This is a genomic window from Marinobacterium sedimentorum (assembly GCF_024267675.1).
Taxonomy (GTDB): domain Bacteria; phylum Pseudomonadota; class Gammaproteobacteria; order Pseudomonadales; family Balneatricaceae; genus Marinobacterium_A; species Marinobacterium_A sedimentorum.
This window is the reverse complement of the sequence record NZ_JALDYX010000005.1, coordinates 151,686-165,453: the sequence shown is the minus strand read 5'-3', so window position 1 is coordinate 165,453 and position 13,768 is coordinate 151,686. Positions and strand designations below refer to the sequence as shown.

The window sequence follows — 13,768 nt, the reverse complement described above, 5'->3', positions numbered from 1 at the left end:
CAGGCTGCCAGGCTCAGCGGCTCTTGAACGCGGGCCCCGCGCTGAAGCCGAGCCAGGCCAGTGCCCGTGCCAGCGGGCAGAAGCCCGTGAACGAAGCCTGCAGCATGTTGGCGCCGACGAAGGCGGTGACCCAGAGCCAGTAAATCGAGTGTAGCTGCGATAGCAGCAACGAGAGCAGGATAAAGCTGCCGGCCAGGCGGAAAACCCAGGTGTCGATGTTGCTTGATGACGTCATGATGTCTCTCCTGCATGTTGTGAGGCTGCGCGCAGACTTAACTGTTGGTGCAGCAGTTTAATAATCTTCAGTACCAGCCCGTTGGCGATTCGGTAATGGATGCTCTGGCTTTCGCGCCTTGTGTCTACCAGACCATCACGACGCAGCACCGACAGGTGCTGCGACAGCGCCGATTGGCTCAGTGGCACCAGGGCATTGAGTTCGCTGACCGACAGCTCGCCTTCGCTGAGCAGGTACAGGATCATCAATCGGTGCGGGTTGGCCAGTGCGCGCAGAAGCTGAGCGGCCGGTTCGATATGCCGGGCCATTCGGGACGGATCAGGGCGGCTTCGCATTGCCGGGTTCCCTGCGTAGCCTGTAGTGTTCATAGCGAACCCACTGTGGTTACCCGTCTGCCTGAAGTTTTGTTAGTATAGGTTTTTCTAAATTAGTAAATTTAAATATAATGCGGTCGGTTCGGTTTGGCAACGGAGCGTCTATCCTAAAACGCAGCGCCTGATCTGGATCAAGGTATTGCACCGGTTTGCGGCCCAGACTGGATCGGCGGAGGCTTTCAGGCCGGTCCTGGCCCTGCTGATAGGTGCGGCATCAGGTTTCTGCCCGTGCATGTACAAGGCGCCGACTCAATGGCTGCCTGGCACCCCAATCCTTGGCGGAGTGAGTATGCTGGAGATCTTTACCTACCTGGCCGACGTGCTGGTTTACCGCCTGGCGGGTCTGGATCCGTCGTTAAAAGTCGCGGATGCACTGCATTTCTTTATTGAAGATACCAGCAAGATTTTTGCCCTGTTGCTGGTAATGATCTATCTCATTGCCCTGGTACGTGCCTCGTTGCGGGTTGAGCAGATCCGCCAGTGGCTGGATGGGCGCAATCGCGCCGCGGGCTATCTGCTGGGGTCCCTGTCGGGTGCCGTCACACCTTTTTGTTCCTGCTCCAGCATCCCGATTTTTCTGGGCTTTACATCCGCCGGGATACCCATTGGTATCACCATGTCCTTTTTGCTGACGTCGCCGCTGATCAATGAGGTGGCGGTGGTCCTGCTGGGCAGTTTGCTGGGGTGGAAGTTTACGCTGCTGTATATCCTTGTGGGCATGGCCGTTGGCATCCTCGGCGGTGCCGTACTCGATCTGATCCGGGCAGAACGCCTGCTGCAGCCCTTTGCCGCGAAAGCCTATCTTGACGCCAACCAGGCGGGTGCCACGGCAGAGCCACTGCGCCTCACGCTGTCCGAGCGGCATCGGTTTGCACTGGATGAGTTGCGCGATATATTCACCCGGGTCTGGAAATGGGTGCTCATCGGCGTCGGCCTGGGGGCGGCACTGCATGGCTTTGTGCCTGAAGGCTGGTTTGAACAGCATCTGGGCGAGGGGCAGTGGTGGTCCGTGCCCGCGGCGGTGGTGCTTGGCATCCCGCTGTATTCCAACGCAACCGGCGTGATACCGGTCATGGAAAGCCTGATCAGCAAGGGCCTGCCGATTGGCACGACACTCGCGTTCTGCATGAGTACGGTCGCGGCCAGTTTTCCGGAATTTATCCTGCTCAAGCAGGTGATGCAGTGGCGTCTGCTGGCGATACTGTTTGTGCTGCTGCTGGTGGCTTTCACACTGGTGGGCTGGATCTTCAACCTGCTGGCCCCGTTTATTATCTGAAGACAGGAGTACAGCGATGAAAACGTTCAAGGTACTGGGTTCGGGCTGCAGCAAGTGTCAAAAAACGGCGGCATCCATCGAGCAGATCGCTGCAGAGCTGGGTATCGAGGTGCGTGTTATCAAGGAAACCGACCCCATGGTGATCATGCAGTATGGGGTTATGAGTACCCCCGCAGTTGTGGCAGACGAACAACTGGTACACAGCGGATCCGTACCCCAGCGTGCTGAGATTGAAGGCTGGCTGAGCGCCTGATCCGGCTGCTGGACTCCATCCGAGTCCGCCGGTACAAGGCAGGGGCTGTTGCTGGCGGCAGGAGGCAAGGGCGAGGGGGTTTGAAACCGCGCGGGCTCAGGAGCCGGGGCGCTGCAGACCGTATTTGCGCAGTTTGATATAGAGCGTGCTTTTGGCAATGTTGAGTTGCTTGGCTGCTCGTGTCAGGTTGCCGCCCTGTTCGCGTACAGCCTGAGCGATGACGTCTTTTTCCGCCATGTCGAGCGCATTGTCGTTCTGGCTGGGGCTGGGCGTCGCTGTCTTATGAAAGTCGTCTGGCAGATCCCGGGGGGTTAGCTCCTCGTTGTCCGATAGAAAAAACGTCGCAGTGATCAGGTTACTGAGTTCACGGATATTGCCTGCCCAGGGTCTTGTTGCCAGCAATTCAAGCAGCGGTTTACCCAGGGTTTTTCGTTCTCCACCGTGTTGTTCGTTCAGGTGCGCAAGCATGTGCTCGGCCAGCAGGGGAATATCCTCACGCCTTTCCCGTAGCGGGGGTATGGTCAGCACCATCGACGAGATGCGGTAGAAAAGATCCATGCGAAAGCGCCCCTCGGCCACTTCGCGAGTTAGATCGCGGTTGGTGGCAGCGATCAGACGGAAGTTGACCTTGCGCGGCTGGGTCTCGCCAATGCGACAGATCTCCATCTCCTGCAGTACCCGCAAAAACATGGGTTGCAGGTCCAGCGGCATTTCGCCAATTTCATCCAGAAACAGCGTGCCGCCACTGGCCGCTTCGATCTTTCCGGTCATTCCGCCCCGGCGAGCACCCGTGAAGGCACCATCCACATGACCGAAGAGCTCACCCGCCAGCAGATCCCGCGAAAGGCCGCCGCAATTCAGGGCGATAAATTTTCCCTCCCGGGTCGGCCCCTCATCGTGAATTGCCGAGGCGAACAGTTCCTTGCCAACGCCGGTTTCGCCCTGCAGTAAGATGGGTATCGGAGCCTTTGCCAGCCGTCTGGCTTGCTTGACGGTTTTGGCAAACAGCGGACTGGACCCTACCAGCCGCGAGAAACCGGCAGACTTTGCCATGGCCGTGCTCGGTGGGGTGCTGCCTGCCCGGTTAGGGGACTGACGTTGAGGCATGGGGACCACTGCCAGATAGCCAATAGCTTCGCCCTGATACGGAACAGGTTCTATCCAGGTTTTATCAATCTGCTGGAGGGTCGGTTCGGGATCTGCACCGCTGATTGCATCGGTGTTCAGGGTCAGAATCGGATTGTACGGAGTCAGATTTATCCGTATTCCACGTGCCGCCAAAACCTTCTGGGCTTGAGCGTTGGTTCGAACCAGTTTTCCCTGCATGTCGAACAGTAAAACCGCATCCGTTCCCGCAGCGCTAAGGCGCGCGATGGTAAGCCCTAGCAACAGATCCCGTTTGGCCAGCTTAAGCTGGGCAAGTTGCCCCTCGATCCTGCGGGCACCGGAAACCGCCAGTGCCAGGCAGTAGTCGTGAAGGGTATTTTTCAGACCGGAGATGTTCACCGCACCCAGCAGGTGATTGTCGAACGGGTCGCGGATCACGGCGGCGGAGCACGTCCACTGGTTGATATTCTCGCAGAAGTGCTCGAAGGCATGCACCTGAACCGGCGCGCCGATACGCAGTGCCGTACCAATGGCATTGGTGCCGGCCGCCTGCTCCTGCCAGTTGGCGCCGGGTATGAGGCTTACATTATGGGCCAGCGCCAGCGTGGCCGGATCGCCTTCGCTACGCATAATCAGGCCGTCTGGCGCTACCAGATGCATGATCGTATTCGATTCCGCCAGCATCTCCTTTGCTTCGCGCATGATGATCTCTGAGGCTGACAGCAGTTCCTTGTTGCGGCGCAGGTGGGTTTGCAGCTGTTCATCGTTCAGCTCATGCGCGCTGTTGGCCAGCAGGGGGTTGACCTGTCCGGACAGGCAGCGTTGCCAGGATGCTTCGATGACCGAGCGCACCGTTTGCCTGGGCAGCTGTCCGTGAGTCAGTAAACGCTCCCGTGCATGCGCGATGCGCGTCGGATGCTCAACCGCGGTGGAGCCCTTCAGGGGGGCATCGGGCTTCATGAGGCGCTCCATCTTTTTTTCTAATTTGGAGGATGCGAGTTTAATTTAATCTTCACCCAGTGCCCGCCCAATTACAACCGATTCAAGTGGATGACTTCTATCCATATTAAAAGCCGCTAGTTTTCGTTTGATTAACGGTCGTCGAACGGACGATTATCGAACGCTGGGAGATTTTTGTGGTGAGTTTATTTAAATTAATTCTAATAAAAACAGTTTGTTAGTTGCTGTTTATGGTCTTGGCATGGGGGTTGCTCTTCTTATATTCGAGCGCTGAGCGCAGACGTGATCGACGTCGCTTAGCCTCACTGAACTCCGGCCCTTTCAAGTACAGCAGGGCAGGGGCAAAGAACAACAATAAGAGGATATAACCTTGAACCAATTAGCGAATCCAGTCGAAGTCCTCGGTATAGATGCCGGTGGCACCATGACCGATACCTTCTTTGTACGCGCCGATGGGGAGTTTGTCGTCGGCAAGGCTCAAAGCAACATCAACGAGTCACAGGCGGTGCTGGAATCCAGCCGGGATGCCCTGGCTCACTGGGATAGAACGGTCGAAGACGTGTACCCGGAAATGGTGACCTGTGTCTTCTCGGGAACCGCCATGCTTAACCGGGTGGTGGGCCGCAAGGGGCTGCGTACCGGCCTGATTGTCAGCAAGGGGTTTGAAGACTTCCATCGCATGGGGCGCGCGATTCAGAGCTATCTGGGATACGCCTTTGAAGACCGGATTCACCTCAACACGCACAGGTACGATGAACCGCTGGTGCACATCAAGGACACCCGTGGTGTGACAGAACGGATTGATTCCAAGGGAAATGTGGTTATTCCGGTGCGCTTGCACGAAGCCCGTGAAGCCGCTCGCGAGCTGATCGAACAGGGTTGCAAGGCGATTGTGATTAGCCTGTTGAGCTCTTACCTGAACGAAGCGCATGAAAAAGCCGTGCGCGATGTTTGCAAGGAAGTGGCCAAAGAGATGGGGGTTGAGATCCCTGTATTTGCATCCGTTGACTATTATCCGGTGCGCAAGGAAAGCCATCGCACCAACACGACGATACTGGAGGCTTACGCCGCCGAGCCGTCTCGTGCCACGCTGGGAACGATCAGCGACAGCATGAAAGACGTGGGTGGCAAGTTCGATCTGCGTGTTATGGCCAGTCACGGCGGCACCATCAGCTGGAAGGCAAAGGAGCTGGCACGCTCGCTGGTGTCGGGTCCTATCGGTGGTGTTATCGGCGCCAAGTTCCTGGGCGAAAAGCTGGGGTATGAAAATATCGCCTGTTCCGATATCGGCGGTACCAGCTTCGACATGGCGCTGATTACCAAGAATAACTTCGCCATCCACAAAGATGGCGATATGGCGCGGCTGGTGCTGTCTCTTCCGCTGGTGGCGATGGATACCATAGGCGCTGGTGCCGGCAGTTTCGTTCGCATCGACCCCCATGCCAATGCCATCAAGCTGGGGCCGGACAGTGCCGGCTATAAGGTGGGCACCTGCTGGCCTGATGGCGGTATCGACACGGTTTCGGTGACGGATTGCCACATCATTCTGGGCTACCTGAATCCAGAAAATTTCCTTGGTGGCATTTTGCAGTTGGATGTTGAACGTGCGCGTCGGGAGATCAAGCGGCAGGTCGCCGATCCCCTGGGGCTTTCGGTTGAAGATGCTGCTGCCGGCGTTATCGAACTGCTGGATCTGTCGTTGCGCCAGCATCTTCGCGCCATGATTACCGGCAAGGGCTACAGCCCGACCGACTTCGTCTGCTTTTCCTACGGCGGCGGTGGCCCTGTACATGCCTACGGTTATACCAAGGGGCTGGGTTTCAAGGAAACGATCGTACCCGCCTGGGCGGCCGGCTTTTCGGCGTTTGGCTGCGCCACGGCGGACTTCGAGTATCGCTACGACAAGAGTGTCGATATTGGCATTACCGAAGAATCCAGCACCGCGGACATCGCTGCGGCGACCACCACGCTACAAGCCGCCTGGAATGAATTGCGTACCAAAGTCCTCGAAGAGTTCCGCATTAACGGCTTCAAGGATGATGAAGTGACACTGACACCGGGATACTCCATGCAGTACCTGGGCCAGCTGAATGACCTTGAAATCGACTCACCGGTATCGGAACTGTCGGGTGCTGACGACTGGGACGCGCTGGTTGATTCCTTTAACAGCACTTACGCGCGTGTCTATGCCGATGCGGCTCGCTCGCCGGAGCTGGGCTATGGCATTACCGGCGCGATCATGCGGGGCTCGGTCGTAACGAAGAAGCCCAATATCCCGGAAGAACCAGACGCCGGCCCTGTGCCATCGGCTGAATCACGGCAGGGCACCAGGCCCTTCTATTATGAAAAGCAGTGGGTCGATGCCGAAATATTTAAAATGGAGCTGCTTAAACCCGGTAATGAAATAAAAGGACCGGCCGTCATCGAGTCTGATGCGACCACCTATGTGGTACCGCCAGGGTTTGAAACATTCCTGGATGTTAATCGACTGTTTCATTTGATTGAATGCTGATAACCAGATAATAAATATAACAGCTTGAGGAATACTCATGACTATTCAACAAACCCTTGTTTCTGAAGAAACAAAATCTGCAAAGTTGCTGCGCAGCGGATTAACGCTGAATGAACATCGCAACATGATTCTTCAGCGTACGACCTCCAGCGGATTTTACGACGGTCTGGAAACCCTTGATTTCAAGGAAACCGATCCTATCGGCTATGAGCGGATTTTTTCCAAGCTGCGTGCTGGCCTGGTCAACTCTCGGGAAGTGGCCAAGAAAATAGCCGCGTCCCCGATTGTGGAACAGGAAGGGGAGCTGTGCTTTACCCTCTATAATGTCGCTGGCGACTGTATTGCCACGTCCACCGGGATCATTATTCATGTGGGCACCATGGGCGCTGCGATCAAATACATGATCCAGAATAACTGGGAGTCCAACCCTGGCATCAACCCCGGTGACATGTTCACCAACAACGACTGCCAGATCGGTAACGTCCACCCCTGTGACATCGCCACCATCGTGCCGATTTTCCACGCAGGTTCCCTGATCGGTTGGGTTGGCGGCGTGACCCATGTTATCGACGTGGGTGCGGTGGGCCCGGGCTCCATGTCCAACGGCCAGATTCAGCGTTTCGGTGACGGTGTACAGATCACCTGTCGCAAGACCGGTATCAACGATACGCCGTTACGTGACTGGCTGCACGAGAGCCAGCGTAACGTGCGCACGCCCAAGTACTGGATTCTGGACGAGAAAACACGTATCGCCGGCTGTCACATGATCCGGGATCTGGTCGAAGAGACGGTGCGTGAAGAGGGCATCGAGGCCTATGAAAAATTCGCCACCGAAGTAATCGAGGACGGCCGTCGCGGCCTGACCAGTCGCATCAAGGCGATGACCATTCCCGGCAAGATCCGCACCGTGGCCTTTGTGGATGTACCCTACGCCCACGAGGATGTGGTGGTACCTTCTCCTTTCGCCAAGATCGATACCATCATGCATGCGCCCTGTGAAATCACGGTCAAGCCGGATGCGACCTGGCGCCTCGATTTTGAGGGCTGCAGCCGCTGGGGCTGGCACACGTACAATGCCAACCCGGTCGCTTTCACCAGCGGTATCTGGGTCATGATGACGCAGTCTCTGGTGCCAACGGAACGTATCAATGACGGTGCCCGCTATGCCACGGAATTCCGGCTGCCCAAAGGCACCTGGACCAATCCGGATGATCGCCGCACCGCGCACGCCGATGCCTGGCACTTCCTGGTTTCCTCCTGGAGTTCACTGTGGCGAGGTGTGAGTCGCACCTATTTCGGCCGCGGTTATCTCGAAGAAGTGAACGCCGGCAACTCCAATCCCTGTAACTGGCTGCAGGGCGGCGGCATCAACCAGGAAGGCGAGATTCACGCCGTTAACAGTTTTGAAACAGCCGCCTGCGGCACCGGTGCCTGTGCGGTCAAGGATGGCTTGAACCATGCGGCGGCCATCTGGAATCCCGAAGGCGATATGGGAGATATCGAGATCTGGGAACTGGCTGAGCCGCTGCTCTATATGGGACGTACCATCAAGACCAACACCGGGGGTTATGGCAAGTATCGCGGAGGTCTGGGCTTCGAGACACTGCGCATGGTGTGGGGCTCTGCCGACTGGACCATGTTCTTCATGGGCAATGGTTACATGAACAGTGACTGGGGACTGATGGGCGGCTACCCCGCGGCGACCGGTTACCGTTTTGAAGCACATAATACCGGACTTCAGGATCGCATTGGCGAAGGCAAGTCTCTGCCCCTTGGCAAGGACCGTGATCCCGGCGAGTGTGAATTTGAAAAGCATCTGGGGCCGGATGCCAGGGTCAAGCGTGACAAGCAGTGTATTACCACTGAAGCCATTTTCGAAAACGGCGATCTGTACCTGAACTATTTGCGTGGCGGGCCTGGATTTGGTGACCCTCTGGATCGAGAAACTGCGGCGATCGCGGATGATCTGAATCAGAATTTCCTGCTGCCGGAATTTGCCCAAAAAGTCTACGGGGTCGTGATTACGCAGAACAAGGCCGGTGAATGGTCCGTGGATGAAAAGAAAACCATGGCACGCCGTCTCGAGATCCGCAAGGAGAGGATCGCCCGGGGCACGCTGACCCAGCAGTGGATGGAAAGCGAACGCCAGAAAATTATCGATAAGGATGCATCGGTTCAGGTTCAGCAGATGTTTGCGTCGAGCTTTTATCTGTCAGCGCGGTTCCTGTCCGAATTCAAGCAATTCTGGGATCTTCCAGAAGGCTGGGATTTAAAAGAGGAAGAACTCGGTATTCCAATGTTCGGCGCCAAGCATCATATGGACCTGAGTGAACTTCCGGATGTGCATCCGGTGATTATGACTGAGCAGTAGGGCGCTCTGTGACGGGGTTGACATGAGCATACCCCGTCGTCTTATCTCAAAATTCGAAGAATAAATGAGAGACTTATTATGTCAACTTATACAAAAAAACAAGTATCAGATTTGGTAAAAGGTGATCTCGACTGGGATACCCTGCATCGCATGCTGTCGATGCCAAAAGACAAAGGGCGTTATAGCCATTACATGTCTGTTTTACAGGATCAGGTGTCCTGGAAGGATAAGATTATCCTGCCGCTGGGGCCACATCTTTTCCTGGCGGAAACCAGTGTAGAGAAAAAGATCGTGACCAAATGTTCCTGCGGGCACGAATACGGCGATTACAAGAAAAACTGGAAGCTGAATGCACTTGTTTATGTGCGCGACAGCGTTGAGAAAATGGAGGAGGTTTACCCCAGGCTGATGGCACCGGATACCGGCTGGCAGGTTTATCGCGAGTACTACTGCCCGAGTTGTGGCGTTATGCATGATGTTGAGGCGCCCACGCCCTGGTATCCCGTCATCCATGACTTCCAACCGGATCTGAAGACGTTTTTTGACTGGCTTGACCTGCCAGCGCCCGCCGGGGTCTGACGGCATTCCGATCAGGCTCCGCACCGGGGCCTGAAATCCCTGTTCGAACCACGCCCAGGTTGATGTTCCCCCGACCTGGGCGTCGGTTACCAGCCTTGAGGATACGAGCATGTCCAGTAACGCAAACAGCACGACAACCCCCTTTTTCTCGATGCAGAAAATATTTCTGAAGACCAGCAGCTTTGAATCGCCCAATGCGGCCAGTATCTTTGCGCAGGACTGGAAGCCCGAGACCACCCTTGATCTGAATGTTACCCACAGCTGTGTGGATGAGGCGCGCTATGAGGTTGTTTTGTCCGTGGCCATCACGGCTCGTAATGCGGATCAGCTGGCGTTTGTACTCGAAGTCGATCAGGCCGCCCTGTTCCTGATCGACGGGTTTACCGCGGAACGTCGGCTGGAGGCGCTGGGCGCGGCCTGTCCCGCCATCATTTTTCCCTACCTGCGTGAAACCGTGGATCATCTGCTGCTCAAGGGTGGCTATCCGCCGCTGATGCTGGCGCCGGTTAACTTCGATGCGCTCTATGCAGACAAGCAACGACAATCGGCCCAACAGGCTGCCAATGCATGACCTGTCTTTCCTGTTGAGCCCTTGGGCGGTCAGGGTCCGGCGCTGCGCCAGCACCGGCCGATTGAATGTGGCCTTGACCCGGAAACACAGCCATGGATTATCCTGTCACTGCCCCCGAGACGGTTATCGCGTGTCCTTTGTCATCCGTGATAGTACGATGAGCGGACCCGCTGAGCCGATCACGGTTGCGAACGCGGCGTTGATTCATTTATATCCTGACAAAGGCGCAGTATTCCATGCAGTATTCCGGGAACCTGGCTTCTTTCTGGGCACGACTGTCCACTCTGATGGCTGTTGTCTGCCTCGGGATGATCGTCAGTCCCGGCTGGGCCCAGCAGCGCTCGGTCGAAGGCGCCAGTAGCGCAGCGCCAATTATCGTCGGCGGCGACCATTACCATCCCCCGTATGAGTTTATCGACGAGGATGGCCGGCCGGCCGGGTACAATGTGGAACTGACCCGTGCCATTGCCGAGGTGATGGGGCTGGAGGTGGATATCGAGCTGGGCAATTGGGCCGACATGCGCCAGGGGCTGGAAAACGGCCAGGTCGATATCCTGCAGGGCATGTCCTATTCGCAGGAACGGGCGCAAGTCTTTGACTTCTCGCCACCCCACGCCATCGTGCACCAGTCGATATTCGCTCGCCGCGGTGATCCGGTGGTGGGCGTTGACGGGCTGCGTGGCAAGGAGGTGATCGTCCAGCAGAAAGACATCATGCACGAGTACCTGCTGTCCCACGAGGTCGGTGCGCACATCGTCACCACCGATACCCATGCCGATGCGCTGCGCCTGCTTGCTGCGGGCGAGCATGACTATGCACTGGTGGCGAACCTGCCGGCGCTCTATCTGAGCCAGCAGCTGGGGCTGAGCAATATAGTGCCGGTGGCCAATCCGTTTTCGCTGCGTTACGGCTATGCGGTGAAAAAGGGCAATTCGGACCTGCTCGCCAAGTTCAGCGAGGGGCTGGCCATCCTCAAGAACACCGGCCGCCATCAGGCCATCTACGACAAGTGGCTGGGGCCGCTGGAAGAGACCAGCAGCTTTCCCTGGAAGAAGGTCGGCCAGGTCGGGGCCGCGGTGTCGGCTCTGCTGTTGCTGATCCTGGGGGGCATCGTGGTCTGGAACCGCATGCTCAAGCGGGAAGTCGCCAGCCGGACCGAAGAGCTGCGCCAGCAGCAGCTGCAGCTGATCCAGGCCGACAAGATGACCTCGCTGGGCATACTGGTATCCGGCGTGGCCCATGAAATCAACAACCCCTGCAGTTTCCTGCTGTTCAACCTGCCGATCGTGCATGACGCCTGTCGGGACTCGCGCGACATCCTGGAAGCGCACTACCAGACCCATGGCGATTTCGAGTACGGCGGGCTGGCGTATTCCCGGATGCGGGACGAGATCCCGCTGATACTCGACGGCATGCAAGAGGGCGCCCAGCGTATCCGGCGCATCGTCGGCGACCTCAAGGATTTTGCCCGCCAGGGCGATGCCGAGCTGAATGAGTCGCTGGACCTCAACGAGGTCGTGACCAAGGCCATTCGCCTGGTCGACAACTCGATCCGCACGGCCACCGAACAGTTCGAGGTGGCGTTTGCGGATAGTCTGCCTGCGGTCAAGGGCAACGGCCAGCGCATCGAGCAGGTGGTGATCAACCTGATTCTAAATGCCTGCCAGGCGCTGGACGGCCCCGGGCAGGGGATACTCCTGCGCACCTACAAGGCCCCCGCCGCCAACCGCGTGATACTGGAGGTTCGTGACCAGGGCCGGGGGATCGATCCTGCGTCCAGATCCCGGCTGACCGACCCCTTCTTCACCACCCGGCGCGACAGCGGCGGCACCGGGCTCGGCCTGTCCGTTTCCGCGGGCATCGTGCATGAGCATGGCGGCACCCTGACATTCGATTCCAGCCCGGGGCAGGGGACCTGCGTCACGCTGTCGCTGCCGGCATTGGCGGCCAGTGCGCCTAATGCAGTACTATCGGAGCGTCCGGCGATGGGCTGAGTCGCGCTGCCCGCTATGTCGCCCGTAATAAAAAGATGCATGGAAGTAACCTCCGATGTCCAGAAACCTCTACCCCTCCTTCGGCCTGCTGCTGGTCGACGACGAGCCGATTTTCCTGCACAGCCTGAGCCTCACCCTCGAGCGTTCCTGCGGTATCACCCATATGCACCGTTGCGAGGACAGCCGGGAGGTGATGGCGATACTGGCACGGGAGAATATCGGCCTGGTCACCCTCGATCTGACCATGCCGAACCTGTCCGGGGAGACGCTGCTCAGCCAGATTATCGAAGAGCATCCCGATGTCGGTGTCATCGTCATCAGTGGTTTGAACCAGGTGGAAACCGCCGTCAACTGCATCAAGCTCGGGGCCTTCGACTATTTCGTCAAGACCGATGAACAGGACCGGTTGATCGAAGGCATCCGGCGTGCCATTCAGCTGCAGGAACTGCGGCATGAAAACCAGGCGCTGCGCCGGCGCCTGCTCTGCGACAGGCTGGAACAGCCGGAAGCCTTCGCGCCTATTGTAACCGCGGACAAGGGCATGCGCTCGGCGTTCAAGTACCTGGAATCGGTCGCGGTGAGCCGGCAGCCGATCCTGATCAGCGGCGAAAGCGGCGTTGGCAAGGAACTGATCGCCCGTGCGGCCCATCGCCTGAGCGGGCGCCAGGGGCCTCTGGTCTGCGTCAACGTGGCGGGGCTGGATGACAACGTCTTTGCCGATACCCTGTTCGGTCACCAGCGCGGCGCCTTTACCGGGGCGGATTGCGCGCGGGCGGGCATGATCGATCAGGCCGGGGAAGGGACCCTGTTCCTCGACGAGATCGGCGACCTGAGCCCGGCCTCCCAGGTGAAGCTGCTGCGGCTGTTGCAGGAAGGCGAATACTATCCGCTGGGCAGTGACCGTCCCAAGCGGATGCGCGCCCGCATCCTGGTCGCAACCCACCAGGACCTGGCGAAGAAGCAGGCGGCCGGGGAGTTCCGCAAGGATCTCTACTACCGGCTGCGAACCCACCAGGTGCATATACCGCCGTTGCGCAAGCGCAGGGGCGACATTGTGTTGTTACTGGATCATTTCCTGGCCGAGGCCGCGGTCGAGCTGGGCAAGCACAAGCCGACGATACCGCGGGAGCTGCCGGTGCTGCTCGCCAATTTCGCCTTTCCCGGCAATGTGCGCGAGCTGCGCTCGATGGTGTTCGACGCCATGAGCGTGCATCAGTCGCGGATGCTGTCGATGGAGGTCTTCAAGCGCGCCATTGACGAGAATCACACCGACCTGAGCCATGAACCACCACAAGGGTGCTCTGTTTTTGTCGCCGGTGAGCCGTTGCCGGCGTTGCACCATGTGGCCGACCTGCTGGTGGAGGAGGCGATGCGCCGTGCCGAGGGCAATCAGTCCATCGCATCGCGCTTGCTGGGTGTCTCGCAGCCGGCATTGAGCAAGCGCCTGAAAAAAATGTCGGCGGGCCAGGCGTAAGGGGCGCCTGAACCCCCATAACCTGCGCATTCCCTATAACCTTCGAAAATCGTTCAAAATTC

11 protein-coding genes are annotated in these 13,768 nt (G+C 57.9%); 8 read left to right on the top strand and 3 right to left on the bottom strand.

Going from position 1 to position 13,768, the window contains the following annotated elements:
• Positions 1-13: 13 nt before the first annotated feature.
• On the bottom strand, positions 14-235 hold the full coding sequence (locus MRS74_RS07190) for a YgaP family membrane protein (protein WP_254579595.1): 222 nt from the start codon (positions 233-235) through the stop codon (positions 14-16).
• The gene (locus MRS74_RS07185) at positions 232-570 is read right to left on the bottom strand and encodes an ArsR/SmtB family transcription factor (protein ID WP_254579594.1); all 339 of its coding nucleotides are present in this window, start codon (positions 568-570) and stop codon (positions 232-234) included. Before MRS74_RS07185 ends, MRS74_RS07190 begins: the two co-directional genes overlap by 4 nt.
• 328 nt (positions 571-898) lie before the next feature.
• Between MRS74_RS07185 and MRS74_RS07180 the strand changes: the two genes are divergently transcribed.
• Both MRS74_RS07180 and MRS74_RS07175 read left to right on the top strand, forming a co-directional pair.
• The gene (locus MRS74_RS07180; RefSeq protein ID WP_254579593.1) at positions 899-1,885 is read left to right on the top strand and encodes a permease; all 987 of its coding nucleotides are present in this window, start codon (positions 899-901) and stop codon (positions 1,883-1,885) included.
• A gap of 16 nt (positions 1,886-1,901) precedes the next feature.
• On the top strand, positions 1,902-2,138 hold the full coding sequence (locus MRS74_RS07175) for a thioredoxin family protein (protein WP_254579592.1): 237 nt from the start codon (positions 1,902-1,904) through the stop codon (positions 2,136-2,138).
• A 96-nt stretch (positions 2,139-2,234) separates the two neighbouring features.
• Here MRS74_RS07175 and MRS74_RS07170 read toward each other — a convergent pair whose 3' ends face one another.
• The gene (locus tag MRS74_RS07170; protein WP_254579591.1) at positions 2,235-4,205 is read right to left on the bottom strand and encodes a sigma-54-dependent Fis family transcriptional regulator; all 1,971 of its coding nucleotides are present in this window, start codon (positions 4,203-4,205) and stop codon (positions 2,235-2,237) included.
• A 370-nt stretch (positions 4,206-4,575) separates the two neighbouring features.
• Here MRS74_RS07170 and MRS74_RS07165 point away from each other — a divergent pair, with 370 nt between their 5' ends.
• From MRS74_RS07165 to MRS74_RS07140, 6 genes are all read left to right on the top strand, one after another.
• Positions 4,576-6,717 carry a hydantoinase/oxoprolinase family protein gene (locus tag MRS74_RS07165; protein WP_254579590.1) on the top strand — a complete coding sequence of 714 codons (2,142 nt, stop codon included), beginning with the start codon at positions 4,576-4,578 and terminating at the stop codon, positions 6,715-6,717.
• A gap of 124 nt (positions 6,718-6,841) precedes the next feature.
• The gene (locus MRS74_RS07160) at positions 6,842-9,088 is read left to right on the top strand and encodes a hydantoinase B/oxoprolinase family protein (protein ID WP_254579589.1); all 2,247 of its coding nucleotides are present in this window, start codon (positions 6,842-6,844) and stop codon (positions 9,086-9,088) included.
• A 78-nt stretch (positions 9,089-9,166) separates the two neighbouring features.
• Positions 9,167-9,667, top strand: coding sequence for an acetone carboxylase subunit gamma (locus MRS74_RS07155; protein WP_254579588.1), 501 nt, complete (start codon positions 9,167-9,169; stop codon positions 9,665-9,667).
• Between the two features lie 109 nt (positions 9,668-9,776).
• Positions 9,777-10,238, top strand: coding sequence for a protein-export chaperone SecB (gene secB, locus MRS74_RS07150; protein WP_254579587.1), 462 nt, complete (start codon positions 9,777-9,779; stop codon positions 10,236-10,238).
• Positions 10,239-10,474: 236 nt separating this feature from the next.
• A complete protein-coding gene (locus MRS74_RS07145; protein WP_254579586.1) occupies positions 10,475-12,232 on the top strand; it encodes a transporter substrate-binding domain-containing protein in 1,758 nt (585 codons plus the stop codon).
• Positions 12,233-12,287: 55 nt separating this feature from the next.
• Positions 12,288-13,706 (top strand): sigma-54-dependent transcriptional regulator, encoded by a 1,419-nt coding sequence (locus MRS74_RS07140; RefSeq protein WP_254579585.1) that lies wholly within the window; start codon positions 12,288-12,290, stop codon positions 13,704-13,706.
• Positions 13,707-13,768 lie beyond the last annotated feature (62 nt).

Excerpts from the sequence above, each read along its gene's own strand:
- secB (WP_254579587.1), top strand. The coding sequence starts at position 9,777 with ATGTCCAGTAACGCAAACAGCACGACAACCCCCTTTTTCTCGATGCAG.
- MRS74_RS07170 (WP_254579591.1), bottom strand. The coding sequence starts at position 4,205 with ATGAAGCCCGATGCCCCCCTGAAGGGCTCCACCGCGGTTGAGCATCCG.
- MRS74_RS07160 (WP_254579589.1), top strand. The coding sequence starts at position 6,842 with ATGATTCTTCAGCGTACGACCTCCAGCGGATTTTACGACGGTCTGGAA.
- MRS74_RS07185 (WP_254579594.1), bottom strand. The coding sequence starts at position 570 with ATGCGAAGCCGCCCTGATCCGTCCCGAATGGCCCGGCATATCGAACCG.
- MRS74_RS07180 (WP_254579593.1), top strand. The coding sequence starts at position 899 with ATGCTGGAGATCTTTACCTACCTGGCCGACGTGCTGGTTTACCGCCTG.
- MRS74_RS07175 (WP_254579592.1), top strand. The coding sequence starts at position 1,902 with ATGAAAACGTTCAAGGTACTGGGTTCGGGCTGCAGCAAGTGTCAAAAA.
- MRS74_RS07145 (WP_254579586.1), top strand. The coding sequence starts at position 10,475 with ATGCAGTATTCCGGGAACCTGGCTTCTTTCTGGGCACGACTGTCCACT.
- MRS74_RS07155 (WP_254579588.1), top strand. The coding sequence starts at position 9,167 with ATGTCAACTTATACAAAAAAACAAGTATCAGATTTGGTAAAAGGTGAT.
- MRS74_RS07190 (WP_254579595.1), bottom strand. The coding sequence starts at position 235 with ATGACGTCATCAAGCAACATCGACACCTGGGTTTTCCGCCTGGCCGGC.
- MRS74_RS07140 (WP_254579585.1), top strand. The coding sequence starts at position 12,288 with ATGTCCAGAAACCTCTACCCCTCCTTCGGCCTGCTGCTGGTCGACGAC.